The following is a 23,098-nucleotide window of genomic DNA, read 5'->3' on the forward strand; positions in this document are numbered from 1 at the left end:
GGCAGCTCCCTGAGCTGCCGACTGCGCCGGAGCGGTGCCGCGTTGCCGACGGATGCGTCAGAGACCGGCCGCCCGCCCCGGGTTGTCGGCGGGTGACCGTGACCTGCGAAGGCCTCGGCGGTGGTGGCGGATCTGGTCTGCCTACTCCTGGGACGCCACGGGCAGCCCTGCCAGCCGGCGTACGACACCGAGCCCGTCGGGGGTGCCGGGCCAGTGCCGGTCGAGCGCATCGATGCCGGCCTGCCGGATGACGGCGCGCAGTACCAGGGCGACAGCGATGGCGTCGTCGGCGTGCCCGAGGACCGGAATGAAGTCGGGAACGATGTCCACGGGCAGGGCCAGATAGGCGGCCAGGATCCAGAGCAGCCAGCGGGTGCGGCGCGGGAGGCTGCGGTCGCGGGCGAGCCGGGAGACGAGACGCAGCAGGTCGGGCAGCAGCCGGACCGTCCCGGTGAGCAGGTTGCCCTTGGGGCGGGCGATCGCGAGGGCCGCCAGCAGCAGCAACCAGCACAGCAGCACGCCGCCGGCCATCCCGATCAGGATCTGCCACATCTCGCTCACCGGATCCCGCTCCCCCACACCGGTACGTGCTCCTATGGGCTGCTCACTCCTAGGCTCCATGTTACGGGTGTAACATCCGATCCGGCCACGAGACCGCCCCCCGCTGGGCGCTCACGCCCCAGGCGCGGGCCCGGCCGGCTGACGGGCGCGGGGCCGTGCGCTGCCCTTGGGCGGGCTCGGGTCATGGCGCTGACGCTGTTGCCGGTGCCGATCGAGGTGATCCGCTTCCGCCGCGTGGCCGTCCGCCGGCCACCGGGCGCAGTGCCACCGCCGCGTCCAAGCCGGTGCCCTGAGCCGCCTGCTGGGTGTCCGGCTTGGAACTGCCGGAGCCGGAATCGGAGCCACCGCCGCAAGCAGAGAGCCGGCCCAGCAATCGGGGAGCAGAAGCCCAGCAGATCCCCAAGGTTCCGCCACCGAAGCCGAGGTGGCGTCAACCGCCTTTGCGACGCCGGGCCCGCGATCATCGGCGACCGTCCCGTTTGCGCGCACTGCGCCGCAGGGCCCGTCGCTGCTTTCCCGGCAGGGTGGCGGCCAACTCGCCCACCAGGGACACGTCGTGGCACGCGCCGTCCCGGCCGCCCCTGCACCACCACACCACTGGGCCTGCCGAGTCGGTCTCGTCCTGGTACCAGTCTTCGGTGGTTCCTGCGGGGCGAGGGTGCGTTCCGATCTTGTGTGCCGAGCAGATCGGCCAGACCCGCCAGAGCAACTCCATGACGGTCTCCTGCGCCGCAGCCGCGACCACGGCCAGGACCGCCGTCGCATCGTCCGGCTCTCGCGGGGCGCCCTCCTCCAGGTCACCGGCATTGACCGAGTTGCCGTGCCAACGGCCGTCCGGCATCGCCACGTAGATCTGATCCCCGTCAACGGCGTTCCGGGGCAGCGGCTCCCAGGACGGTGCACGCATCAGTATCAGCGCGTCCTGGCCCGGCAGAGTCGCCATCAGATCGCGGTTGACCACGGCGAGCGCAGCCTCCAGCTTCGGCCACTGGCCCGGCTCGACCCGCCTGGGCTCCGGGACGTCCTGCCAGCCGTGACCAGGGTCGACACTGAAATACGAGAAGTAGCTCACCGGGGCATCGTCTCAGCCGTTCAGGCACGGTCCGCCGGTTGGCCACGCGCGCCCCGAACCCCGGCAGCGCCCGCGGCAGAGCGGCCCGCCAGCCTCGTGGCAGGCCGCCTTGCGCTCCGTCGGCCGCCCGGCAGACGAAGGTTTGGCTACAGCTTCTGATCCGGGAGGGCGGTCCTGGTGTTGAGTGCCTCGTCCATGGACTCCTCCCGCCACCGCCTCAGCAGGTCGTGGAAGGCGACCGCGCCGTGCGGGTAGGCGACCGGCCCGTTCGGCCGGCCGCGACCCTCGGCGTTGTAGTAGCCGGGGGTGCATTCGGCGTGGAACCACTCGTGGTCGGGGGCGCCGTCGGCCAGGACGGCGATCCAGTCGTCCTCGGTCTCCCGGGAGGGTTCGATCAGGGCTCCCGCGGTCTCGGCGGCGACGACGAGTGCCGCGGCGTGGACGGCGTGCTCGTCCAGTACGTGTGTGTAGTTGACGCTGCTGGCGCTCTGCGTACCACCCAGCTGGATGAGGTTCGGGAAGCCGTTGCTGGTGAAACCGTGCAGCGTGCGCGGTCCCCGCTCCCGCCACGCGTCCTGCAACTTGACGCCCTGTCGGCCTCGTACGGGCAGCCGGCCCGAGTGGATGCCGGAGACACCGACGGAGAAGCCGGTGGCGAAGACGAGGCAGTCCAGTTCGTACTCGGTGTCCCCGACGACGACCCCGCGCTCGGTCATCCGCTCGATGCCGTGGGTGTCCGCGGTGTCGACCAGGGTGACGTTGTCACGGTTGAACGCCTGGAGGTAGAAGTCGGAGAAGGTCGGGCGCTTGCAGGCGTACCGGTACCAGGGCTTGAGCTTCTCCGCCGTTTCCGGATCCGTGACGATCTGCTCGACCCGGGCGCGGATCTCGTTCATCTTGACGGCGTCCGCGGCCTCGTAGGCCGCCTCGAAGGCCGCTCGGTCGCCCTGGCGGCGGAAGCTCGGCAGGAGCTTCTCCAGAAGGCCCGCCGACGCGGTCCACCGGTCCGCCACGAGATCCTCGTCGGTGGTCTCGCCCGCGACGATCCGCAGGAAGTTGTCGCGCCGTTCCCTCGCCCAGCCCGGGCGGCCGGCGCCGACGTCCTCAGCGGTGGTACGGCGGTTGCCGCGCTCGTCCACGGTGGAGGGGGTGCGCTGGAAGACATAGAGGTGTCCGGCGTCCTCGGCCAGCTTCGGGACGACCTGGATGCCGGTGGCGCCGGTGCCGACCACGCCCACGCGCTTGCCCGCAAGGCCCGTGAGGCCGCCGTCCGGGGTGCCGCCCGTGTAGTCGTAGTCCCAGCGTGACGTGTGGAAGGTGTGCCCCTTGAAGGTCTCGATGCCGGGAATGCCCGGGAGCTTCAGCTCGGACAGGGTGCCGGTGGCCGTGATGACGTACGTGGCCCGGAACGTGTCACCCCGGTCGGTCGTGACGATCCACGCCTCGGAGGTGTCGTCCCAGGTCAGAGACGTGACGGAGGTGGAGAACAGGGCGTCAGCGCAGAGGTCGAACTTCTCGGCGATCCGCACCGCGTGCCGGCGGATCTCCTCACCGGGCGCGTATTTCCACTCCGGGACGTATCCGGTCTCGTCGAGCAGCGGCAGGTACACGTGTGACTCGACGTCACAGTGGATGCCGGGGTACCGGTTCCAGTACCAGGTTCCCCCGAAGTCACCGCCCGTCTCGATGACGCGGACGCGTTCGACGCCCCGCTGACGCAGCCGCGCCCCCGCGAGGATGCCGCCGAATCCGCCGCCGACGACCGCGACGTCCACCTTGTCGCGCACCGGCTCGCGCTCGGCGGCCTCTCCCGCGTACGGGTCGGCGGCGTAGTAGCCGAACTCGGCGTCGGCGCCGAGATACTGCCGGACGCCGTCGGGCCGTACCCGTCGCTCCCGTTCGCTCCGATAACGCTTCCGCAGGTCGGCGAGTGCCTCGGTGGACAGCATGTGTGAATTCGCCATGTGGGGGAACCTGTTCCTTCCGGTTCGCTGCGATGCAGCCACCTCACCCATGAAGTGGGCGAGAAGTCACGGGACTTGAGCAGCCATGCACTACGGTAACAAGTACCGGACAGCGTTGTCCGGTTACTGTGGCGGTTGCTTCCGCATACTCGGACAGGAAGTGTGATTGACATGCGACGACTCTCGATCCGCCCCTTCGCCGGGCTCACCGCGGTCGGTGTGCTGGCCCTCACCGGGTGCGGTACGCAGACCGGTGGATCCGCCATCGACGCGGCGGCCGGCGCCGGCGGGGACCGCACCATCCGTGCGCAGAAGGTGATGCAGCTGACGCAGGTGCACGAGCAGACCGGGATGACCTTGCTGGAGGGTCCGGTCCTCGACGAGGACGGCACGCTGCTCGTCGTCGATGTCACCGCTCCCGCCGGGGAACCGAAGGTGCTGCGCGTCGACGTCCGGAAGAAGACCTCACGGAAGGTCCACACCGACGACCGCGGCGCCTACACCTCGGCCCAGTTCAGCCCCTACGACGGGCGCATCTACCTCACCGACTTCGCCCACGGTGACATCGTGAGTCTGGCCCCGGACGGCAGTGACGTGCGGACCTTCTTCTCCGGCGAGGTCGACGGCGCGCGGATGAACCCCGACGACCTCGCCTTCGACCGGGAGGGCAACCTGTACATCAGTGACTCACGCGGTATGTCCGAGGGCGAGGCGAAGGGCCGCGTGGTACGGATCGACCGCGCAGGGAAGGACGCCACTGTCCTGGCGGACGACCTGGCCGCGCCGAACGGCATCTCGTTCGACGTGGACTACCGCGGGCTGTGGTTCAGCGAGTTGACGCAGAACCGCATCTCCTACCTCCGCCTCGACGGCGAGGGCAGGGTCGTGTCCCGGCACACCGCCATCCGGGTCGACGGCGGGATCGCGCAGACCGACTCGATCGCCGTGGACGCGGACGGCAACCTCTACCAGGGTCTGCACGGCAGGCCCGCGATGGCGGTCTACAGCAAGAACGGTGAACGCCTGGCGACCGTGGAGGTACCCGCCCGCGCCGCCGAAGGGCTCGAATCGGCGACCAACGTGGCCATCACGCCCGGCGGGACGAAGGCGTACATGACCGTCAGCGGGCCCGCCGGGGGCTATGTGTACACATTCGACGCGCTGGCAAAGGGGATCCGCCAGTCCAACGGCGGCTGACACCCCCGCCACTCACCCCTCGAAGGGCCGCACCGCTCCCACCTCGACACCGAGCAGCCGCCACGCCGTCAGTGCCCGGCGTTCCCGCTGCTCGCGAGTGGGGCCGGTGACGGCGCCCGAGACCATGCTGACCGCGATCATGAGGTCATCGGGCGCCCCGGCGAGCCGATGCCCGTCCGGCAGATGCCTGCGCAGGGCTCGCTCGACCCGCTGGGCCAGGGTCAGGGCGTAGGCGGGGGTGCCGGAGTGGCTGCCCGCCTCATCGGCGTGCAGGACACCGACGAAAGCGGCCGACTCCGTCTGATGCCAGGTCAGCACGCCGAGGACCTGGGCGATGTCCGTGCCGTCCGCTGCCGCCGCCAGCTCGATCTGCCGGACGTTCTCCTCCAGTACGGCGAGCGCCAGCGTGGCCCGGTCGGGGAAATGCCGGTACAGGACGGCCTGTCCGACGCCGGCCCGGCGTGCGATCGCGGACAGCGGAGCCCGCACGCCGGACTCCGTGTAGATCTCCCTCGCGGCGGTGACAAGGGCAGCCCGGTTGCGCGCGGCGGCCTTCGGCCCGTCGTTCGCGGGCCGCCGCTCGTCAGGGAGGGGTCGCCGTGTCACGCCGTGAGGATATCGGACCGGATCAGACACGGTTCGGGCCTCTCTCCCGAGGCGGCCGGAGCGCGCGGCTGCGGTGCCCGGTCTGCCGGTGCCGCACGCCTTGACCATGGCTGTCCGCAACGGGGACAAACGTGTGAGGGGCCGTCCGCACACTGCGGACAGCCCCTCACGATCGAGCGCCGGGCAGGCCTTGCACCTGCATCTCCCCGCAGGAAGCGGGACGTCTTTCCTTGGACCACCAACGCAGCACCAGCCAACCGGAGTTGCGGCGACCGGCTCTGGAACGAGCATACCCGGTCCGGCACACCGATCATCACACCGGCCACCGCAGGCCGGCGCCACCGGCACCCGCGCGGGTACCGCGTGACGTGTCACGGCCGCGCCTTACGGCCTTCCGACCGCGAGCACGTCAGGATTTCGAACAAGGCTGAACGGGCGGCCCCTGCGGGCCGTACCCCTGAACGGATCACGAGACAGCTCCGCGGAAGGGAATTCCCTCATGACCAGCGCATCGCTCCAGCTCACGGCGGGGCCGACCCGCCGTACCGTTGTCGCGGCGGCCGGAGCGGCGGGGCTCGCCGTCGCTCTGACCGCCTGCGGATCGGACAGCGGCTCCGGCTCGTCCGACCCGGCCGGCAGCACCGGCGCACAAGGCGACGGCGGTTCCGGTGGCGGCGGTTCGGGCGGTGGCGAGAACGCCGCGGCCGGCGGAGCCGTGCTCGCGAAGACCTCCGAGATCCCGGAGGGCGGCGGCAAGATCTTCAAGGACCAGGGCGTGGTGGTCACGCAGCCGGCGGCGGGCCAGTTCAAGGCGTTCTCGTCGAAGTGCACCCACCAGGGGTGTGCGGTGGGCAGCGTCGCCGACGGCGCGATCGTCTGCCCGTGCCACAACAGCAGGTTCTCCGTCGCGGACGGCAAGGTGCAGAGCGGTCCGGCCACCCAGCCGCTGCCCGCCCAGAACATCACGGTGTCCGGGGACGAGATCACGCTCGCGTGAGGTTCAGGACCCGCGCCGCCGTCTGAGGCAGCCGAGCACCTCCTCGGTGGTCGCGACCGTGGCGACCAGCGCGAGAGTGTGCCGGATCATCGCGGGGGTGTAGTCGGCGGGCACCCCCGCGATGGCGTCGGCGGGCACGACCACGGTGTAGCCGTGGTTCACGGCGTCGAAGACCGCGTTGGGGATCGCGACGTTGGCCGAGACACCGGTGACGATCAGCGTGCGGCAGCCCAGATTGCGCAGCAGCGCGTCGACCTCGGTGCCCTGGATGGGCGACAGGCCGTGCAGGCGCCGTACCACGATGTCCTGCTCGGCCACCTCGATCGGGGGCGCGACGCGCACCGCGGTGGTTCCGGTCAACTGCTGCACGGGCAGCCGTTCGGCGGCGCGGAACAGCCGTGCGTTGCGGCCGGCGCCCCGGCCGTCCGGGCGGCGCTCGGCGATGGCGTGGATCACCTGGACGCCGCTGTCGTGCGCGGCGGCGACGAGCCGGGCGACATTGCCGAGGGCGCCCGACGAGCGGGCCGCCCTGGCGAGTTCGGGCAGCGCGCCGTCGGGTCCCACGACGCCCTGCTGGCACTCCACGGTGAGCAGCACGGTGGCCGTGGGATCGAGGAGTTCACTGAGCCGTTCCGAGGACGGCACGACGCCCCCTTTCGCCGAGGTGCGGGGCGGGCGAGACTAACCAGCATTGCCCGAGAGGGGAAGAAGGGGGCCGTATGACCGTCGCTCAACGCCGGGGCCGGAAGATCATGATGACGCCCGGTGAACTGGACGCGTTCCTCACCGGCCAGCGCACCTGCCGGGTCGCCACCGTCTCCGCGGACGGCGCGCCGCACGTCAGTGCGCTCTGGTTCGCCTGGGACGGCACCTCGTTGTGGCTGTACTCGGTGGTGCGCAGCAAGCGGTGGTCCGAGCTGCGCCGCGATCCGCGGGTGGCGGTCGTGGTGGACTCGGGCGAGGAGTACGACCAACTGCGCGGTGTCGAGCTGTCCGGCACCGTGGAGTTCGTCGGCGAGATCCCACGCACCGGCGAGCTGCGCGCCGAACTCGACACTCCGGAGACCCTGTTCGCCCGCAAGAACTTCGGCCTCGACGAGATGCCGCACGACGGCCGGCACGCCTGGGCGCGGCTGACCCCGGAGAAGATCGTCTCCTGGGACTTCCGCAAACTGGGCATGTCCTAGGCCGGCTCGCCCTGGGCTCAGCCCACCGTCTCCGCTGCCATCCGCAGCGCCTGGACCGCCGCCCGGATCGACGGACGGCGGTCGGCGTCGGCCCGCCAGACGACGTACACATGACGGCGCACCCGTTGGGTGAGCGGGACCATGACGACACCGGGCGGCACCGGGTGACGGCCCAGCCGTGGGGCGATGCACACGCCCAACCCGGAGGCGACCAGGCCCAGTTGGGTGTGGGTCTCGGCGGCGCGGTGGCCGACGATCGGTTCGACGCCCCGCGAGCGCAGCGTGAAGATCAGCCACTCGTGGCAGAACTCGCCCTCGCCCCAGGTGATCCACTCGTCGTCGGCGAACTCCCCGAGGTCCACCTCCGCGCGCTCCGCGTGCCGGTGTCCTGCGGGCATGGCGACATCGGCGGGATCGTCCAGCAGGGGCGCCTTCACCAGCCCGTCCGGGACCGGCATCGGCTTGTTGTACCAGTCCAGGACGACGGCGAGGTCGAGGTCGCCACGCACCACCCCGGCTACGCCGTTCTCCGGTTCCAGCTCGCACGAGCGCACCCGCAGCGCCGGGTGCCGGGCGCGCAGGGCCGCGAGCGCGGTGGGGAACAGCCCGCGGGCCGCGGTCGGGAACGCGGAGAGCCGGAGTTCGCCGACGACCTGCCCGCGGTGCGCCTCCAGGTCGGACTGGGCCAGCTCCACCTGGGAGAGGATGCGGGCCGCGTGCTCGGAGAGCAGCCGGCCGGCGTCCGTGAGGCGCACGCCCCGCCCGTTCTTGGCGAGGAGCTGCTGCCCGACCTCCCGCTCCAGCTTGCCCAGCTGCTGCGAGACGGCGGAGGTGGTGACGTGCAGTGCCTCCGCGGCCCCGCTGACCGAGCCGTGCCGGGCGAGGGCGTCGAGGGTGCGCAGGCGCTCCAGGTTCAACATGTAAGCAATACTAAGAGGTATTCGGTGAGAAATTTCGATTGTGCTACGAGGTGGGCTGCCGCATCGTTGCGCCCATGAGCACCGTCACCACCCCCGGGGCCGGGGTCCGCCCCGCCGCCGTCCCCCGCGCCCGCCTCGACTGGCGCCTCCGGTTCGGCGCGCTGTCGCTGATCTGGGGCTTCAGCTTTCTGCTGATCAAGGTGGGCACGGACGGCTACGCGCCGTTCCAGGTCACGCTGGGCCGGCTGGTGTTCGGTGCGGCGGTGCTCGTGGCGGCGATGGCGGTGAAGCGGGAGCGGCTGCCGCGCGGGGCGCGCACCTGGCTCCGGCTGACGGTCGCCGCGTTCCTGCTGAACGCCCTGCCCTTCTCCCTGTTCGCGTACGCGGAGCTGACGATCCCGTCCACGCTGGCCGGCGTCTGCAACGCCACCTCGCCCCTGTGGGGCATGGCCCTGTCCCTGGTCGCCCTCTCCGAGGACCGTCCGACGCGGCTGCGGGTCGCGGGGCTCGGCCTCGGTTTCCTCGGGGTGCTGACCGTCCTCGGCGCCTGGCAGGGCTTCCACGGCCTGGACGCCACGGGTACGGCGATGGCGCTGCTGGCGTCGCTCAGCTATCCCGTCGGCTGGATCTACGTCCGCCGCACGCTGGCCGGGACCGGCCACTCGCATCTGTCGATGACGGGCGCGCAACTGCTCCTCGCGACGGTCCAACTGGCCGTCGTCACCCCCCTGTTCACCTCCTTCCCGAGCCGCTTCCCGCTCGTCCCGCTGCTCGCCGTCGCCGCGCTGGGCGCGCTCGGCACCGGTCTGGCCGTCCTCGTGCAGTACGGCCTGGTCGCCGAGGTCGGGCCCACGACGGCCCAGATGGTCACCTATTTCATCCCGGTCATCGCCACCGCCGCGGGCGTCGCGATCCTGGGCGAGTCGCTGACCTGGACGACTCCGGTGGGGGCGGCGATCGTGCTGGCGGGCGCGGCCCTCACCCAGGCCCGCCCGAAACCCCGCACCCCGCGGCCGGAGGTAACGCCCGGCTAGCCGTAGCTCCGGAAGGGTGCAGGTGCCAGGGCCGCCGCGACGGCGTCCGCCAATGGCACGGTCTCCTGCTCCGTGAGCGTGGAGACGGTGACGCGGATGGCGGGCGGGGCGGCGAGACGGAACCGGGCGCCCGGGGCGACGGCCCAGCCGGCGTGCAGAAGGCGGGCGACCGCGCCGGTCTCGTCGGGGACCGGGATCCAGACGTTCATGCCGCTGCGCCCGTGGGCGCGGATCCCGCGCTCCGCGAGCGCGTCGACGAGCGGGTCCCGGCGGGCCCGGTAGGCCGCCGCGACCGCCGGTCCGTCCACCGCGCCGTCCGCCCACAGCCGGACCACCGTGCGCTGCACCAGTCGGCTGACCCAGCCCGGCCCCAGCCGCTGCCGGCCCCGCACCCGGTCGACCGTGACGGCGTCGCCGGTGAGGACGGCGAGGCGCAGATCGGGGCCGTACGCCTTGGCCACCGAGCGGACGAAGGCCCAGTGCCGGGTGCCGCCCGCCAGCGGGTGCACCGGCAGATCGACGACGCCGTGGCCGTGGTCGTCCTCGATCAGCAGGGTGTGCGGGTGCGCGCGCAGCACGGATCGCAGGGCACGCGCGCGTGCGGCGCTCACCGCGGCGCCGGTGGGGTTCTGCGCGCGATCCGTGACGATCAGCGCACGCGCGCCGGACTCCAGGGCGCGGCGCAGCTCGTCCACGAGCGGCCCGTCGTCGTCGACGCCCACGGGAACCGTGCGCAGCCCGAGCGCGGGCATGAGGTCCAGGGTGCGGCCCCAGCCGGGATCCTCCACGGCGACCGCGTCGCCCGGTCTGAGGTGGGCGACGAGGACCCGTTCCACCGCGTCCAGCGATCCGGACGTCACCGCGAGCGGCCCGGCGGGCACGCCGTCGGCGTCGAGTTCGGCCCGCGCGATCCGGGCCAGCTCCGGCTCCACCGGCTCGGCGCCGTACAGGACCGGCGCCCTGTCCCCCGCCTCCGCGACCGCCGCGAGCGCGGGCGCGAGCGGTGGCAGCAGCGCGGGATCCGGGTTGCCGTCGGACAGGTCGCGCACCCCGGGCGGCACGGCCACGTGCAGCTGCTCACGGCCGGTCGTGGCCGGCTTGGACCGGATCCGGCTGCCGCGGCGGCCGGCGGTCTCGATGACCCCGCGCTCGCGCAGGGTGCGGTAGGCGGCGGCCACGGTGTTGGGATTGACGCCCAGCGTGGCGGCCAACTCCCTCATGGGCGGCAGCAGTCGGCCGGGTTCCAGGCGGCCGTCCCCCACCGCGCCCTCGACACTGGCGGCAATCTCCGCTGCGCCACGGCCTTCGATCCGATACTCTCCTAGCACAAACCACATTATGCACTAGTGCAAGGGAGACCGCCATGCAGGGGCCCCAGCAGACACCGCCGCAGCCCGCCGCCTACCCCCCGACCGACCGCACCGTCCCCACCCGCTCCGCGGACCGGGCGTCGTACGACCGTGCCCTGGTGCACGCGATACTCGACGAGGGCTACGTCTGCCACCTCGGCTTCGTCCGCGACGGCGTGCCGGTGGTGCTGCCGACGCTGTACGGCCGGGTCGGCGAGCGGCTGTACGTCCACGGCTCCACCGGCTCGCGCCCGCTGCGGATGACGGGGCAGGCCGGTCCCGGGCTCCCGGTCTGTCTGACAGTGACCCATGTCGACGGCCTGGTGCTGGCCCGGTCCGCCTTCCATCACTCGATCAACTACCGCTCCGTGGTGGTGCACGGCACCGCCCACGAGGTCACGGACCCCGAGGAGCGGCGGCTGGCCCTGGACGCGCTGGTCGACCATGTCGTCCCGGGGCGCGCGGCCGACTCCCGGCCCGCGAACAAGAAGGAGCTGGCCGCCACCGCGGTGATCCGGCTGGACCTGGCCGAGGTCTCCGCCAAGGTCCGCACCGGCGGCGTGAACGACGAGCCGGAGGACCTGGCCCTGCCCCACTGGGCGGGCGTCGTCCCGCTGCGCACGGGCTACGACACCCCGCTCCCGGACGCCGGCCTCGCCCCCGGTGTCGGCCTCCCCGGCTACCTCAAGGCGCTGTGATGCTGATCCACCCCTGGGACGCGCCGCACGACGACACGGAATGGCAGACCTGGCTGGCCGCACACGATTTCGGCCAGCTGGCGGTCAACGGCCTGCCCGGCGAGCCGCCCGCCGTCCAGCCCCTGCACTTCGCCTACGCCGCCGACCGCGCCGAGATCGTCGCCCATCTCGCCCGTCCGAACCCCCTGTGGGCCGCGCTGGAGGCCGACCCCCAGGTGCTGCTGAGCGTGGTCGACGACTATGTGTATGTGCCCGGCCCCTGGCAGGCCGCCCCCGGCACCCCGGCCGAGCACGGCGTCCCGACCAGCTTCTACGCGGCCGTCCAGCTCCGCTGCACGGCCCAGGTGGTGGACGACCCCGCCGAGAAGGCCGACCTCCTCAACCGCCAGCTCGGCCACTTCCAGCCCGCGGGCGGCTCGGCTCCCGCGACACCGGACGGACCGCCGTACGGCAGGATGCTGCCCGGCATCCGCGGTCTGCGCCTCGAAGTGACCGGCGTACGGGCCAAGTTCAAGTACGCCGGCCAGAAGCCCGCGGAGGTCCAGGAGCGGATCGCCGGGGCGCTGGCGCGGCGCCGCGGTCCGCGCGACGGGACGGCACGGGAGCACCTGGTGCGGCGGCGCGGGGCCTGAACCCCCCGCCGGACCCTCGCGGACCGGCGGAGCAGGAGGGCGGCGGGGTCCGGGTGTTTCAGGCCAACGCGGGGCCGTCCGCCGTTCTACGGGCGTCCCGCGCCTCCGCCGCCGCCAGGCCGCCGACCGATGCCAGCATCAGGAGGGTGCCCGCCACCGTCGGGGCCGTCAGCCGCTCACCAAGCAGCGTGACGGCGAGGACCGCCGCGCTCACCGGCTCCAGCAGCATGATCACCGAGACGGTCGCCGACCGTACGACGGCGGCGCCCGCGAAGTAGAGGGCGTAGGCGAGCGCCGTGGGGATCGCCGCGATGTAGACCACCAGCCACAGAACCCGCGCGGGATGCGCGGTGTGCGGGACGAGGCCGTCCGCCAGCGCGAACGGCAGCAGGCACAGACTGGTGACCGCGAACGCCCATACGGTCGTGCCTGCGGTGTCGGCGGCGCCGTGTCGGCCCCACCAGCGGGTCAGCAGCGTCATGGCGGAGTAACCGGCCGCCGAGGCCAGCGCGAGCAGCACCCCGGACGGGCGGACGCTCGCGCCCGCGCTGCCGAGCATGAGCACGGTCAGTCCGGCGAGCGCCCCGACGACCGCGGCGGCCCCGCCGCGGCCCAGCCGCTCGCCCAGCGCGAGCCGGGCGCCGAGCGCGATCAGGACGGGTCCGGCGCCCAGGGTCACGACGGTCGCCACGGCGAGCCCGGTGGCGGCCACGGCAGCGAAGTAGGCGGTCTGGAAGACGGCGAGGCCGAGGCCGGTGGCGACCGCCTTCACGGCCCTGCGGCCGAGCGGTTCGGGGACGGCCGGGCGCGGGGCGCCGCGGCGCAGCAGCCGGCCGGCGAGCAGCAGCACGAGCCCGGCGGCGCAGCGCCAGAAGGACAGGGTGGTGGCCCCCATGTCACTGGCCCGGTAGACCAGGGAGGCGGCGGCTCCGGCGGTGCCCCAGGCGGCACCGGCGACGGTCAGGTAGAGCAGGCCACGCCCGACGGGCAGGCCGAAAGCAGGGTTTGACACGACATCTCTCCGCAGAGGTGCAGAAGTACGGGAGGCGACCCGCTCAGGCGGGGCGCGCGGACTTCATCTGCGGGCAGCACCGTCCGGCCCGGCGGTGATGTGCCGGGCGTGGTGTCCGGAGGCCCGCCTCAGGCGGCCGGAGGCGGAAGGACAAGTGCGGTCGACGGCATGCCCGGTGCCTTATGCGGCCGTCCCCCGAACGGACAACTCGCGCTCAGCGCCGCCGCCCGCCACAGGTTCGGCGGATCCCCGAGCGGGCGTCGAGGACTGCGCGATGAAGGCGCCGACCAGCACGATCACACCACCGGCCAGCTGCGGCAGCGACAGGTGCTCGCCGAGCAGCACCCAGGCGAGCACGGTCGCGATGACCGCTTCGAGGCAGGCCACGACCCCCGCGACCGGCGGGGAGAGCCGGCGCACGGACAGCACTCCCGTGATGTACGCGGCGACCGTGGCGACCAGCACGATCCAGGCGAGCAGCGCCAGGGCCGGCACCGCCCCGCCCTGCATCCGCGCGGTGCCGGAGAGCACGGACCAGTCCATGGTCCAGGGGCGGGCCAGGGCGGTCAGCACGGCGGTGCCGACGAGCAGGCCGTACGCGATGACGCCGAGCGGGTCCGGTGCCTCCTCGCCCGCGTCGCTGCCCTGGTCGGACAGGACGAAGTAGCCGACCTGGCAGCAGGCGGCGCCCAGGGCCAGCAGCAGTCCGAGGGCGTCGAAGCTCAGCCCCGACCACACCTCGACCACGCAGGCCAGACCACCGGCCGCGAGGACCACGCCGAGCGCGGCGGCGCGGGTCACCGGCCGCCGCTGCACGAACCGCACCCAGCCGAGCACCAGGGCGGGGGCGAGATACTCGATGAGCAGCGCGACACCGACCGGGATACGGGAGAGCGCGGCGAAGTAGCAGGCCTGCACGCCGGCCACGGCGAGCAGCCCGAAGCCGGCGAGCAGTCCGGGACGGCGGCGCAGCAGGCCGCGGTGGCGCACCCCGAGCGGCAGCATCACCAGGGTGGCACCCGCCACCCGCAGCCACACCACATGCAGGGGATCGAGTCCCGCCTCGATCAGCGGCTTGGCCGCGACACCGGATCCGCCGAAGGCGAGCGCCGAACCCAGCGCCAGGCCGAGGCCGACGCCCTTCCCATGACTGCCCGGACCGCTCTCAGACGTACGCACCGGGCCATGATGACAGGCGACGTCATGACCGTCACCCCCGTTGACACCTGTCTCATCGGCTGGACGGGGACCGGCCTCGGCCCAGCGGTCCGCCCTGGCTCAGGGTGCCCCGCCCTCGGCCGCGTACTCCCCCGTGCGGCTGTCGATCCGCTTGAGCAGGCCGGGCACGTCGACCCCGGCACGGCCGAGCACCTCGACGGCCCGGGACTGCGGGTCGCCGACGATGGCCGCGAGCAGGTCGGTGCCGTCGGCGCGGTCCTCGCCGCGGAGGACGGCGCGGGTCATCGCGTACCGCATGGCGACCGCGGCCAGCGGCGACCAGCCCTCCGCCTCCCGCGGGTCCACGCCCGTCGGCACCGGTCCCGTCGGCTCCGCACCGTTCGGTTCGGGGTCGTGTACGACGGCGATCGGGCCCGAGTCCTCCACGGAGTTCTGCCAGCGCAGGCCGTAGCCGATGCTGCGCTGCACGAGATAGCCGAGCAGGCGGGCGATCTGCGGGGCGTCGCCGATGACGGCGCGCACGTCCGGATCGGACTCCAGCAGCGAGTGCAGCAGATGGGCGGTGTCGACCTGCCGGTCCCCGTCCCGGACGGCCCTCCGGCGGGCACCGGCGACCACCGCTGCCAGCTCGCCACTGAGCCCGGCATCGCCGCCCACACGGTCCGTGCCCTGCTCATGGGCTGACTGACGGGGAATACGGGGTTGCACATCCCCCACCCCATCAGCCCCGCAGGCCGGAGTCGTCATCGAGGGGAAGCATTTCGGCGTCCCACGCAAAGTGGACGCCGTGCGCCGGAATCTCCTCCTTACGGAGGAGATCAGGCCGTTCTCACCGCAAGGGCGCGCGCCGCCTTGCCCCGCACTCCGGCGGCAACCGCCGCGCACCACGGCACGCCCCACAAGCGTGCTCCCCCGCACCTCACACATTTCCTGACGGTTCATCAGTATTGAATGTTCGGGGCCCTGCGGCTACGTTCCGCGACACCGTAGCCCGATTCGAAGGGGTGGTCGCATGGCCGAAGTCAGCGCGGAGGCACGCATCCAGGCACCGGCCGACAAGGTGTGGGCCCGGCTCACGGACTGGCCGGCGTACGGGGAGTGGAACGCGACCCACACCACCTTCCCCAAGGGCGGCCCCGAGACCCTGGCGGTGGGCGGGACCTTCCAGGAGAACATGAAGCTGATGGGCTTCCCTGCGGAGGTCGAGTGGACCATCGAGGAGCTGGAGCCGGCCCGGGTGCTCGCGATCCGCGGCAAGGGTCCGATGGCGGTGACCGTCGCCACCCGCTACACGCTCACACCCGAGGGCGAGGCCACGACGGTCCGTATCGACGGCGAGTTCACGGGCGCCGCCGTGTCGCTGATGGCGAGCAAGCTCAAGGACTCGGCGACGGCCGCCCTGACCGAGTCGCTGCGCAAGCTGGAGGGGCTGCTGACCTGAGCACCAAGGCGCCCCGCGGATCGCTCCACGGGGCGCCTTCCGGCCGCGGACGTCAGTCCTCGTCGGCGAGGATCAGGTACAGCTTCTTGCGGGCCTCGTTGATGACGGTCAGCGCCTTCTCGCGCTGCTCCTTCGAGCCCGTCTTCCAGACCTGGCCGAAGGCCTCCATCAGACCGAAGCCGGCCTGGCGGATCTCGCCGAGCGCCTCCCAGTCGACCCCGCGCGAGGCCTCCTCCCAGGGGGCGTCGGGCCCCTCGTCGGCCGCGGCACGGCCGCTCTCGGTGAGCGAGAACAGCTTCTTGCCGCCCTCGCTCTCGCTGGTGATCAGACCCTCGTCCTCCAGCAACTGGAGGGTGGGGTAGACCGAGCCCGGGCTGGGCTTCCACGCCCCGCCGCTGCGCTCCGCGATCTCCTGGATCATCTCGTAGCCGTGCATCGGCCGGTCCTTGAGCAGGGCCAGGATCGAGGCCCGTACGTCACCGCGCCGCGCCCTGCCGCGCGGTCCGCCGCGCCCTCGCGGCCCCCAGGGCCCGGGTCCGAAACCGGGCCCGCCGAAGCCGTGCCCGCCGGGACCGAAGGGGCCGAACGCGGCCCGCCGCCCTTCGAACCCGCCCCGGCCGTACTGCGAGGGGCCGTCCTGTCGATGTCCACGCTCGAATCCGTGGGTACGCATCGCCATCACTCCATCCATCGTTGATCTGTCGCGATGCCTCAACGATATATCGGAAACACTCGAACGACCACCCTGTCAGTATGAGTCGTCCACGGGACCGGTGCCGGGAGCGGAATCGGGCCAGGGGCCGTGGATTGGCCTTGGCCCGTGTCGCACCGCCGCCGCTAGCGTCGGCGGCATGCGCATCCGAATCGTCGACGCCTTCACCGACCGCCCCTTCGCCGGCAACCCCGCCGGCGTTCTGCTTCTCGACGCCTTCCCCGCGGACGACCGGCTCCAGGACATCGCCAGGGAGGTCAACCACGCCGAAACCGCCTTCGCGCACCGGCTGCCCGAGGGCGGCTCGGCGGACTGGGCCCTGCGGTGGTTCACGCCGGTCACGGAGGTCGCGATGTGCGGGCACGCCACGCTCGCCACGGCCCACGTCCTGCACACCACCGGCGCGCACGAGGGGCCGGTGCGCTTCGCCACCCGCAGCGGCGTGCTCGTCGCGACCCCGGGCGCGGACGGCTCGATCACCTTGGACTTCCCGACCGCCCCGCTCACCCCGGTCGCGGTCCCGGACGGCGTCGCCGGAGCCCTGGGCGCCGAGCCGGTCGCCGCCTTCGACACCGGCCCGCAGGTGGGCGACCTGCTGCTGGAACTCGCCGACGAGAAGGCCGTCCTGGACCTCGCGCCCGACCACAAGGCGCTCGCCGCCTACTCGGCGCGCGGCATCATCGCCACGGCGCGCGCCGCGGACCCGGCGCGCGGCCACGACTTCGTCTCCCGGTGCTTCTTCCCGAACGTCGGCATCGACGAGGACCCGGTCACGGGCAGCGCCCACACGGCCCTCGCCCCCCACTGGTCGGCGCGGCTCGGCCGCTCCGAGCTCACCGGCCGCCAGGCCTCGGCGCGCGCCGGCGTCGTGCGCACCGCGCTGCGCGGCGAGCGCACGCTGCTCACCGGTCGCGCGGTCACCGTCATCGAGGGCGAGCTGCTCGCCTGAGACCTGCGCAAGGGGGCGTACGAGCCGGTCGTACGCCCTCCATCCGGTTCACGCCGTCGGCAGCCACCCCACCTTGCCGGCGAGCAGCGCATAGCCCACGAAGGCGCCGATGTCGAGCAGGGAGTGCGCGACCACCAGCGGGCCCACCCGGCCCCAGCGCCGGTACAGGTGGACGAAGACGACGCCCATGACCAGATTGCCGATGAAGCCGCCGATGCCCTGGTACAGGTGGTAGGAGCCGCGCAGCACGGAACTGGCCGCGAGCGCGGTGCCCGGGCTCCAGCCCAGCTGGCCGAGCCTGCGCAGCAGATAGCCGACGACGATCACTTCTTCGAGGATCGCGTTCTGCAGCGCGGAAAGGATCAGCACGGGGTACTTCCACCACACGTCGGGCAGCGCCTCGGGCACCACCGTGAGGTTGAACCCGAGGCCGCGGGCGGCCAGGTAGAAGGCGATCCCGGCGCTGCCGATCACCGCCGCGACACCGGCTCCGCGGCCCAGGTCGGGCCAGGGACGGGTGCGGTCGAAGCCGAGGGTGCGCAGGCTCGTCCCCTCGCGCAGCAGAAGGTGTGCGACCAGTGCGACGGGGACGAGCGCCGTCGTGATGCCGAACAACTGCCAGGCGAGATCCAGCCAGGGCCGGCCCGGCGCGGCCGAGGCGTTGAGGGTCGCGGCCTGGTCCTTGAGGCCGCCCGGTTTCGTGACCGATCCGATGAAGCTGATCAGAGCGGACACTCCGCTCGCACCGAGCGAAAGCGCCAGAACGAGCAGTGTCTCGTCCCGGAGAATCCGTCGCGAGGGCCGCTCGCACGGCTCAGAACCGGCCGCCGGGTCCGCCTTCACCTGCATACCTGCCTTCAGTCGACTGATCCCGCCCCATGCCCGCCCAGGGTCTCGAATGAAGTTACGAAGATCGCGCACGACAGGCCGCACCACGGTCATGGGACGTCACAGCTTGCCCGATCGGTCCCGGGCGGGCGCGGCCGACCCCCGTCCCCGCGCCTCTCGCCGCAGCGTAGCCATCGCGACGGTGCTCGTCCTGACCGGCACGGCGGCAGCCGTCCGCGGCGGGCTGCTACGGCTGACACCGGACGCGGCCCCGAACCCGGCCCTTGCGCTGCGGAAGGGCGGGAAGCCCGGCGCACAGGTGTGGGTGCCCGACTCGGCGGTGTGGGTCGAGCGGGTCACGGCGGACGCCAGGGCGACACAGGTCACCCCGGCGGGGCAGGTCGCCGCCACCCCGGTCGGCGTGGCGATGCTGCCGGCCGCCGCGCGCTCGCCGGGGTGGCCGGAGAAGACGTACACGTGGGCCGAGCCGGCGCGCAGCGCGACCGGGCGGGGGCCATGACGAAGGCGCCGGCCCAGCACGTCCCGCGCACGCTGCCGCGCGACTCCTCGGGCACCGAGCAGGACGGCCCCGAGCGCAACCAGGCACTGGTCCTCAGAGAACAGGCCGCGTTCGCCCACGACGCCACGACGAGACGCCGGCCGGCGTCTCGACCTCTTCTGTCCCACGGACGGATCCCCGTCGCTCGACCGTCCCTACACGCTGGTCGACGAGGCGGAGTTGACCACCGACGAGAGCCGGGCGGGGGACCGCACGGCAGCCCGGTCCCGTGTCCGTCGGTTCACCCCAGGGGTGCCGGCTGCGGCAGCCCCACCGGCCAGCTGTGGACCGGCTCACCGACGTGCATCAGCTGGGCGTAGCGACGGGTGGTGGCGGCCAGCGCCGCGTCGCGGGACATCCCCTGTTCCAGGGCCTGGTGGAAGGTCGCCGCCTGCCAGGCCGCGCCGTTGACCCGGCGCCGGCAGCGCTCCTCGATGACGCCCAGGTAGAGGTCGCGGTCGGCGGCCTCGACGCCCCACGCGTCCAGTCCGGCCGCGGCCAGCGGCAGCAGTTCGTCGCGTACGAGGGTGACCGCGTCGACCTCGCCGATGCCGCCGTAGCGGCCCCGCCGCGGCCATACGAAGCGGGCGTCGATGCCGTACCGGCAGGCGGCATCGAAGTTGGCCTCGGCCGTGGCGAACGGCATCCGGGTCCACACGGGCCGCTGCTCCTCGGCGAGGGCGCGCACGAGACCGTAGTAGAAGGCGGCGTTGGCGATGACGTCGGTGATGGTCGGCCCCGCCGGCAGGACGCGGTTCTCCACGCGCAGGTGGGGTACGCCGTCCGCGATGCCGTAGACGGGGCGGTTCCAGCGGTACACCGTGCCGTTGTGCAGGACGAGTTCGGCGAGCCCGGGCACGCCACCGGCGTCGAGCACCTCCAGCGGGTCCTCGTCGTCGCACATCGGCAGCAACGCCGGGAAAAAGCGCAGGTTCTCCTCGAACAGGTCGTACGCCGAGGAGATCCAGCGCTCGCCGAACCAGGTGCGCGGGCGCACCCCCTGGGCCTGGAGCTCGGGCGGGCGGGTGTCCGTGGACTGCTGGAACAGCGGCGGCCGGGACTCGCGCCACAGCTCACGGCCGAACAGGAAGGGCGAGTTGGCGCCGACCGCGATCTGGGCCGCGCAGGCCGCCTGCGCGGCGTTCCACACATCGGCGAAGCGGGCCGGGGTGACCTGGAGATGCAGCTGGACGGAGGTGCACGCCGCCTCGGGCGCGATCGACTTCGAGGTGCAGGTGAGGTGCTCCACCCCCGCGATGTCCAGCACGAAGTCCTCGCCGCGCGCGGCCACGATCTGATCGTTGAGCAGCGTGTAGCGATCGGCCTCGGAGAGGTTGGAGGAGACCAGGTCGTCGCGGTCGAGGGTGGGCAGAATGCCGATCATCACGATCCCGGCATCCACCTCCCCGGCCTTCCGGTCGGCGTACGCGAGTGCGGTGCGGAGTTCCTCCGCGAGCCGGTCGAATACCCGGCCGCCCAATCGATGTGGGGCTATGTTGACTTCCAGATTGAACATGGCGAGTTCTGTTTGGAAATCGCGGCTCGCGATGCGCTCCAGTACTTGTCCATTCAGCATTCTCGGCATGCCGTCCGGGCCGGCGAGATTCAATTCGATCTCCACGCCCATGAGGTTCTTCGGGCGGTCGAACCGCTTCTCGGCCAGCAGTCGCTCCAGACCCGCGAGGCACCTCACGAGCTTTTCGCGGTAGCGCCGGCGTTCGGACAGGTCGAACGCCCCCGCCACGACCTTCTCCCCCATCGAAGCGTCCCTCCTCGGATGGGCGGGCCGAGCATCCGGCCGCCGGTGGTACCGGTCAGGTTGGATGATGCCCAGCCGAAGCGATCGATAACGTCCCGCGCGACCCCCGGGGCCGCTACGCTGTCGCCATGTGTCCTGTGGCACATTCACGGGGCATGAAGTGGTTCGCGCCTTCGGACGCCCCGTGGATCTCGTGAAAAATGCCGACGACATTCGGCCGACCGCACGAGGAGCGTATTCCGAGGTCAGCGGGGCGGATCGGGCATTCAATCAGCACGATGACCGCAAATCGGCGGCCGAATAGTGCCTTGCGCCATTCACCGGCAACAGTTAGCGGAAACAGCAGCTGAACACTTGTCGTATAAACTCCGCCCAAGGCAGACGGTTGGCGCCCACGGTCCTGACTCGTGTCGTCAAGGTGACGTGTGGCAGTCCCGCCGCACCTCGGTCACCGGCCCGGGCCCCACCTCTCTGCCCGCATCGAGCTGACAGCGCCGTCCGCCCCCGCCCTCGCGCCACCGCGCCTGTCGAACGAGAGAGGCGACCCACCATGCCGCTGCACGTCTCCCCTGCTCCCGCGCCCGCACTGCGCTCCGTCCTCACGGCCCTCGGTTCCCCCACCGCGGTCCGCGAGGCCCCGACGCCCTCCCTGCGCTCCGCGGAGGAACCCGCCACCGCCGAACTCCCGCTGCCCGTCCACGTGCTGGACGGGATCACGGCGGAATCCGGGGCCGTCACCCGGCTGACCGGCTGGCGGTTCCTGATCCGCTCCGGCGGCCGCTCGGTGGCCGCCGCCGATACCGTACTGACCGCGGACGGCTGGGCGTTCTCCCGCTTCTTCGAGGGCCCCTACATCGACTCCACCGAACGCGCGCTGCACCAGGCCGAGACGCTGGCCCAGCCCTACCAGCCGCGGCTGCTGTCCGTACCGGGCCTGTACATGCTCGCGCTGTGGCTGCACGGGGACTGCGCGGCGGACGGCGCCGAAGGCCATCCGGCCGCCACCGACCTGCTGGTGCCGCTGGCCCCCGCGCCACCCGGCATCGCGGCCCACCGTCCGCACCGGGTGGCCGAGTTGCTGCCGGTCCTGACCCACCGGGTGACCCCCGTGCCCCTGCTCGGCACACCCGCCTGACCCCCCACTCCCTCCCGTACCCCGTCTCCCGAACCCGGAGGCGGGGTACGTCCGTGTGTGCGCTGCGGCAGGGGGCGAACGGGCGTCCGACACCGCGCCCTGCCGCCTCCGGTTCTCATGAACCGCCCGAATCGGCCCGGGAGTTGGGATGAACCATACGCGTGCGCGATGCGTCATCACCCTGTGAAGAAGCGGTGCTGCGAAATCCCTGCGGATTGACTCCCAGACGGCAACACTGGGTTCCGACCGACTCATCACCACGGGGGACCAACATGACCACGACACAGCGAAAGATCCCACCCATGTGCCAGCACCAGCCACCGTGTCCGACCGCAGAATCCGCCGACCGGGAGTCCGCCCGCCTCGCGGCGCACCACCCGGAGCAGGGCTGGAGCCTGCTGTGCAACGGCGTTCTGCTCTTCGAGGACACCGGTGAGCTCCTGCCCGACGGCCAGATCATCGCCCCGCACCGCCCGCTGGGCGCCCACCGGGTGATGACCGCCGCCTGACGTACCACCCGGGCGGCCCGCCACGCCCGGTGACATGAGGGGCCGGCTCGCACGCACTCGATGCGCACCGGCCCCGACGCGTGTCCGGAATCGAGGACACAGCGTCGCATCAGAGCGTCGGCCGGTGGTCGAACCAGTCGACGTGGGTACGTCCCCCGGTGGCGTGCATCCCGATGGCGCGTCCGGTGAAACCGCCCGCGGGCCGTCAGGTCCCCCTGGCCAACTCCTTGACCGCGATATTGAGTTCGAGGACGTTCACCCGGGGCTCGCCGATGAAGCCGAGGGTACGGCCGGTGGTGTGGTCCCTGACGAGCCGGTTCACCTGGGCGACGGAGAGGTGGTTACGTTCGGCGACCCGGTGGGCCTGGAGTGCGGCGTAGGCCGGTGAGATGTCCGGGTCGAGGCCGGAGCCGGACGAGGTCACGGCGTCGGGGGGCACCTGGGACGGCCGCACCCGGTAGTCGGCGGTGGAGTTCTCCTTGACGACCGCGGCCTTGGCCGTTTCGACCGAGGCGACGAGCTTGGGGTTGTCGGCGGCGAGGTTGGTCGCGCCGGACACGATCAGCTTGTACCGGGTGTTGACCGTGTTGCTGCCCAGTCCGTGCGCCGGCCGCGGCTGGAAGTAGTCGAGGCTGTAGTGCTGTTGCCCGATCAGGGACGAGCCGGCGACCCTGCCGTCCGCTGTGATCTCGGAGCCGTTCGCCCTGCCGTGGAACAGCCCCTGGGCGATGCCGGTGACGACCAGCGGGTAGATGACACCGGTCACCAGGGTGAGCACGAGGAGGGCGCGCAGGCCCG

25 protein-coding genes are annotated in these 23,098 nt (G+C 72.3%); 11 read left to right on the forward strand and 14 right to left on the reverse strand.

All coding sequences use genetic code 11. From position 1 onward, the window contains the following. Positions 1-141: 141 nt before the first annotated feature. The 3 genes from CTZ28_RS21600 to CTZ28_RS21610 all read right to left on the reverse strand — a co-directional run bounded on the left by CTZ28_RS21600 (position 142) and on the right by CTZ28_RS21610 (position 3,597). Positions 142-621: a YkvA family protein gene (locus CTZ28_RS21600; protein ID WP_259471725.1), complete on the reverse strand. Its 480-nt coding sequence runs from the start codon at positions 619-621 to the stop codon at positions 142-144. Positions 622-1,021: 400 nt separating this feature from the next. Then, on the reverse strand, positions 1,022-1,633 hold the full coding sequence (locus tag CTZ28_RS21605; protein ID WP_121891296.1) for a hypothetical protein: 612 nt from the start codon (positions 1,631-1,633) through the stop codon (positions 1,022-1,024). A gap of 146 nt (positions 1,634-1,779) precedes the next feature. Then, a complete protein-coding gene (locus CTZ28_RS21610; RefSeq protein WP_121891297.1) occupies positions 1,780-3,597 on the reverse strand; it encodes a flavin-containing monooxygenase in 1,818 nt (605 codons plus the stop codon). Between the two features lie 171 nt (positions 3,598-3,768). Between CTZ28_RS21610 and CTZ28_RS21615 the strand changes: the two genes are divergently transcribed. Further along, positions 3,769-4,794: an SMP-30/gluconolactonase/LRE family protein gene (locus CTZ28_RS21615; protein WP_183154506.1), complete on the forward strand. Its 1,026-nt coding sequence runs from the start codon at positions 3,769-3,771 to the stop codon at positions 4,792-4,794. A 12-nt stretch (positions 4,795-4,806) separates the two neighbouring features. Here the strand turns inward: CTZ28_RS21615 and CTZ28_RS21620 are convergent, their stop codons facing one another. Continuing rightward, the gene (locus tag CTZ28_RS21620) at positions 4,807-5,400 is read right to left on the reverse strand and encodes a TetR/AcrR family transcriptional regulator (protein WP_121891298.1); all 594 of its coding nucleotides are present in this window, start codon (positions 5,398-5,400) and stop codon (positions 4,807-4,809) included. 499 nt (positions 5,401-5,899) lie between these two features. Here CTZ28_RS21620 and CTZ28_RS21625 point away from each other — a divergent pair, with 499 nt between their 5' ends. After that, positions 5,900-6,397 carry a Rieske (2Fe-2S) protein gene (locus CTZ28_RS21625; protein WP_121891299.1) on the forward strand — a complete coding sequence of 166 codons (498 nt, stop codon included), beginning with the start codon at positions 5,900-5,902 and terminating at the stop codon, positions 6,395-6,397. A gap of 3 nt (positions 6,398-6,400) precedes the next feature. Here CTZ28_RS21625 and CTZ28_RS21630 read toward each other — a convergent pair whose 3' ends face one another. After that, positions 6,401-7,042: a cysteine hydrolase family protein gene (locus CTZ28_RS21630; RefSeq protein WP_121891300.1), complete on the reverse strand. Its 642-nt coding sequence runs from the start codon at positions 7,040-7,042 to the stop codon at positions 6,401-6,403. Positions 7,043-7,116: 74 nt separating this feature from the next. Here CTZ28_RS21630 and CTZ28_RS21635 point away from each other — a divergent pair, with 74 nt between their 5' ends. Further along, positions 7,117-7,584, forward strand: a complete 468-nt coding sequence (locus CTZ28_RS21635; RefSeq protein WP_121891301.1) for a pyridoxamine 5'-phosphate oxidase family protein — start codon at positions 7,117-7,119, stop codon at positions 7,582-7,584. Positions 7,585-7,601: 17 nt separating this feature from the next. Here the strand turns inward: CTZ28_RS21635 and CTZ28_RS21640 are convergent, their stop codons facing one another. Then, positions 7,602-8,504 carry a LysR family transcriptional regulator gene (locus CTZ28_RS21640; protein ID WP_121891302.1) on the reverse strand — a complete coding sequence of 301 codons (903 nt, stop codon included), beginning with the start codon at positions 8,502-8,504 and terminating at the stop codon, positions 7,602-7,604. 74 nt (positions 8,505-8,578) lie between these two features. Between CTZ28_RS21640 and CTZ28_RS21645 the strand changes: the two genes are divergently transcribed. Next, positions 8,579-9,538: a DMT family transporter gene (locus CTZ28_RS21645; RefSeq protein WP_183154507.1), complete on the forward strand. Its 960-nt coding sequence runs from the start codon at positions 8,579-8,581 to the stop codon at positions 9,536-9,538. Here CTZ28_RS21645 and CTZ28_RS21650 read toward each other — a convergent pair. Next, on the reverse strand, positions 9,535-10,866 hold the full coding sequence (locus CTZ28_RS21650) for an aminotransferase class I/II-fold pyridoxal phosphate-dependent enzyme (RefSeq protein ID WP_121891304.1): 1,332 nt from the start codon (positions 10,864-10,866) through the stop codon (positions 9,535-9,537). The two genes, CTZ28_RS21645 and CTZ28_RS21650, sit on opposite strands and share 4 nt — an antisense overlap. Positions 10,867-10,901: 35 nt before the next feature. Here CTZ28_RS21650 and CTZ28_RS21655 point away from each other — a divergent pair, with 35 nt between their 5' ends. Together CTZ28_RS21655 and CTZ28_RS21660 are read left to right on the forward strand one after the other, a co-directional pair. Next, positions 10,902-11,585 (forward strand): pyridoxamine 5'-phosphate oxidase family protein, encoded by a 684-nt coding sequence (locus CTZ28_RS21655; RefSeq protein ID WP_121891305.1) that lies wholly within the window; start codon positions 10,902-10,904, stop codon positions 11,583-11,585. After that, entirely contained in the window at positions 11,585-12,217 is a 633-nt protein-coding gene (locus CTZ28_RS21660; RefSeq protein ID WP_121891306.1) for an FMN-binding negative transcriptional regulator, read from the forward strand. The genes CTZ28_RS21655 and CTZ28_RS21660 overlap by 1 nt, the downstream gene beginning before the upstream one ends. 58 nt (positions 12,218-12,275) lie before the next feature. On the opposite strand, the gene CTZ28_RS21665 is transcribed toward CTZ28_RS21660, so the two are convergent. From CTZ28_RS21665 to CTZ28_RS21675, 3 genes are all read right to left on the reverse strand, one after another. Beyond that, a complete protein-coding gene (locus CTZ28_RS21665; protein WP_121891307.1) occupies positions 12,276-13,229 on the reverse strand; it encodes a DMT family transporter in 954 nt (317 codons plus the stop codon). A gap of 180 nt (positions 13,230-13,409) precedes the next feature. Further along, positions 13,410-14,408 carry an EamA family transporter gene (locus CTZ28_RS21670; RefSeq protein ID WP_121891308.1) on the reverse strand — a complete coding sequence of 333 codons (999 nt, stop codon included), beginning with the start codon at positions 14,406-14,408 and terminating at the stop codon, positions 13,410-13,412. A gap of 99 nt (positions 14,409-14,507) precedes the next feature. Then, complete coding sequence (locus tag CTZ28_RS21675; RefSeq protein ID WP_183154508.1) at positions 14,508-15,116, reverse strand: Clp protease N-terminal domain-containing protein; 609 nt, start codon at positions 15,114-15,116, stop codon at positions 14,508-14,510. Between the two features lie 304 nt (positions 15,117-15,420). Here CTZ28_RS21675 and CTZ28_RS21680 point away from each other — a divergent pair, with 304 nt between their 5' ends. Further along, positions 15,421-15,849 carry a type II toxin-antitoxin system Rv0910 family toxin gene (locus tag CTZ28_RS21680; RefSeq protein WP_121891310.1) on the forward strand — a complete coding sequence of 143 codons (429 nt, stop codon included), beginning with the start codon at positions 15,421-15,423 and terminating at the stop codon, positions 15,847-15,849. A 52-nt stretch (positions 15,850-15,901) separates the two neighbouring features. On the opposite strand, the gene CTZ28_RS21685 is transcribed toward CTZ28_RS21680, so the two are convergent. Further along, on the reverse strand, positions 15,902-16,522 hold the full coding sequence (locus tag CTZ28_RS21685) for a PadR family transcriptional regulator (RefSeq protein ID WP_121891342.1): 621 nt from the start codon (positions 16,520-16,522) through the stop codon (positions 15,902-15,904). 178 nt (positions 16,523-16,700) lie between these two features. Here CTZ28_RS21685 and CTZ28_RS21690 point away from each other — a divergent pair, with 178 nt between their 5' ends. Beyond that, positions 16,701-17,510, forward strand: coding sequence for a PhzF family phenazine biosynthesis protein (locus tag CTZ28_RS21690; RefSeq protein WP_121891311.1), 810 nt, complete (start codon positions 16,701-16,703; stop codon positions 17,508-17,510). Positions 17,511-17,558: 48 nt separating this feature from the next. Here the strand turns inward: CTZ28_RS21690 and CTZ28_RS21695 are convergent, their stop codons facing one another. After that, positions 17,559-18,359 (reverse strand): CPBP family intramembrane glutamic endopeptidase, encoded by an 801-nt coding sequence (locus tag CTZ28_RS21695; protein WP_121891312.1) that lies wholly within the window; start codon positions 18,357-18,359, stop codon positions 17,559-17,561. A 181-nt stretch (positions 18,360-18,540) separates the two neighbouring features. On the opposite strand from CTZ28_RS21695, the gene CTZ28_RS49310 reads away from it, so the two are divergent. Then, the gene (locus CTZ28_RS49310) at positions 18,541-18,858 is read left to right on the forward strand and encodes a hypothetical protein (protein ID WP_121891313.1); all 318 of its coding nucleotides are present in this window, start codon (positions 18,541-18,543) and stop codon (positions 18,856-18,858) included. A 280-nt stretch (positions 18,859-19,138) separates the two neighbouring features. Here the strand turns inward: CTZ28_RS49310 and CTZ28_RS21705 are convergent, their stop codons facing one another. Beyond that, a complete protein-coding gene (locus CTZ28_RS21705) occupies positions 19,139-20,656 on the reverse strand; it encodes a glutamate-cysteine ligase family protein (protein WP_121891314.1) in 1,518 nt (505 codons plus the stop codon). Between the two features lie 550 nt (positions 20,657-21,206). Between CTZ28_RS21705 and CTZ28_RS21710 the strand changes: the two genes are divergently transcribed. Continuing rightward, a complete protein-coding gene (locus CTZ28_RS21710) occupies positions 21,207-21,791 on the forward strand; it encodes a hypothetical protein (RefSeq protein ID WP_121891315.1) in 585 nt (194 codons plus the stop codon). 302 nt (positions 21,792-22,093) lie between these two features. After that, a complete protein-coding gene (locus tag CTZ28_RS21715) occupies positions 22,094-22,300 on the forward strand; it encodes a DUF5999 family protein (RefSeq protein ID WP_121891316.1) in 207 nt (68 codons plus the stop codon). Positions 22,301-22,505: 205 nt separating this feature from the next. On the opposite strand, the gene kdpC is transcribed toward CTZ28_RS21715, so the two are convergent. Next, the coding region (gene kdpC / locus CTZ28_RS21720; protein WP_121891343.1) for a potassium-transporting ATPase subunit KdpC at positions 22,506-23,098 on the reverse strand (593 nt) is incomplete at its 5' end.

The organism is Streptomyces shenzhenensis, assembly GCF_003688995.1.
Classification (GTDB): domain Bacteria; phylum Actinomycetota; class Actinomycetes; order Streptomycetales; family Streptomycetaceae; genus Streptomyces; species Streptomyces shenzhenensis_A.

Excerpts from the sequence above, each read along its gene's own strand:
- CTZ28_RS21655 (WP_121891305.1), top strand. The coding sequence starts at position 10,902 with ATGCAGGGGCCCCAGCAGACACCGCCGCAGCCCGCCGCCTACCCCCCG.
- CTZ28_RS21705 (WP_121891314.1), bottom strand. The coding sequence starts at position 20,656 with ATGGGGGAGAAGGTCGTGGCGGGGGCGTTCGACCTGTCCGAACGCCGG.
- CTZ28_RS21710 (WP_121891315.1), top strand. The coding sequence starts at position 21,207 with ATGCCGCTGCACGTCTCCCCTGCTCCCGCGCCCGCACTGCGCTCCGTC.
- CTZ28_RS21640 (WP_121891302.1), bottom strand. The coding sequence starts at position 8,504 with ATGTTGAACCTGGAGCGCCTGCGCACCCTCGACGCCCTCGCCCGGCAC.
- CTZ28_RS21600 (WP_259471725.1), bottom strand. The coding sequence starts at position 621 with ATGGAGCCTAGGAGTGAGCAGCCCATAGGAGCACGTACCGGTGTGGGG.
- CTZ28_RS21615 (WP_183154506.1), top strand. The coding sequence starts at position 3,769 with ATGCGACGACTCTCGATCCGCCCCTTCGCCGGGCTCACCGCGGTCGGT.
- CTZ28_RS21610 (WP_121891297.1), bottom strand. The coding sequence starts at position 3,597 with ATGGCGAATTCACACATGCTGTCCACCGAGGCACTCGCCGACCTGCGG.
- CTZ28_RS21715 (WP_121891316.1), top strand. The coding sequence starts at position 22,094 with ATGTGCCAGCACCAGCCACCGTGTCCGACCGCAGAATCCGCCGACCGG.
- CTZ28_RS21625 (WP_121891299.1), top strand. The coding sequence starts at position 5,900 with ATGACCAGCGCATCGCTCCAGCTCACGGCGGGGCCGACCCGCCGTACC.
- CTZ28_RS21690 (WP_121891311.1), top strand. The coding sequence starts at position 16,701 with ATGCGCATCCGAATCGTCGACGCCTTCACCGACCGCCCCTTCGCCGGC.
- CTZ28_RS21635 (WP_121891301.1), top strand. The coding sequence starts at position 7,117 with ATGACCGTCGCTCAACGCCGGGGCCGGAAGATCATGATGACGCCCGGT.
- CTZ28_RS21645 (WP_183154507.1), top strand. The coding sequence starts at position 8,579 with ATGAGCACCGTCACCACCCCCGGGGCCGGGGTCCGCCCCGCCGCCGTC.
- CTZ28_RS21685 (WP_121891342.1), bottom strand. The coding sequence starts at position 16,522 with ATGCGTACCCACGGATTCGAGCGTGGACATCGACAGGACGGCCCCTCG.
- CTZ28_RS21695 (WP_121891312.1), bottom strand. The coding sequence starts at position 18,359 with ATGCAGGTGAAGGCGGACCCGGCGGCCGGTTCTGAGCCGTGCGAGCGG.
- CTZ28_RS21680 (WP_121891310.1), top strand. The coding sequence starts at position 15,421 with ATGGCCGAAGTCAGCGCGGAGGCACGCATCCAGGCACCGGCCGACAAG.
- CTZ28_RS21660 (WP_121891306.1), top strand. The coding sequence starts at position 11,585 with ATGCTGATCCACCCCTGGGACGCGCCGCACGACGACACGGAATGGCAG.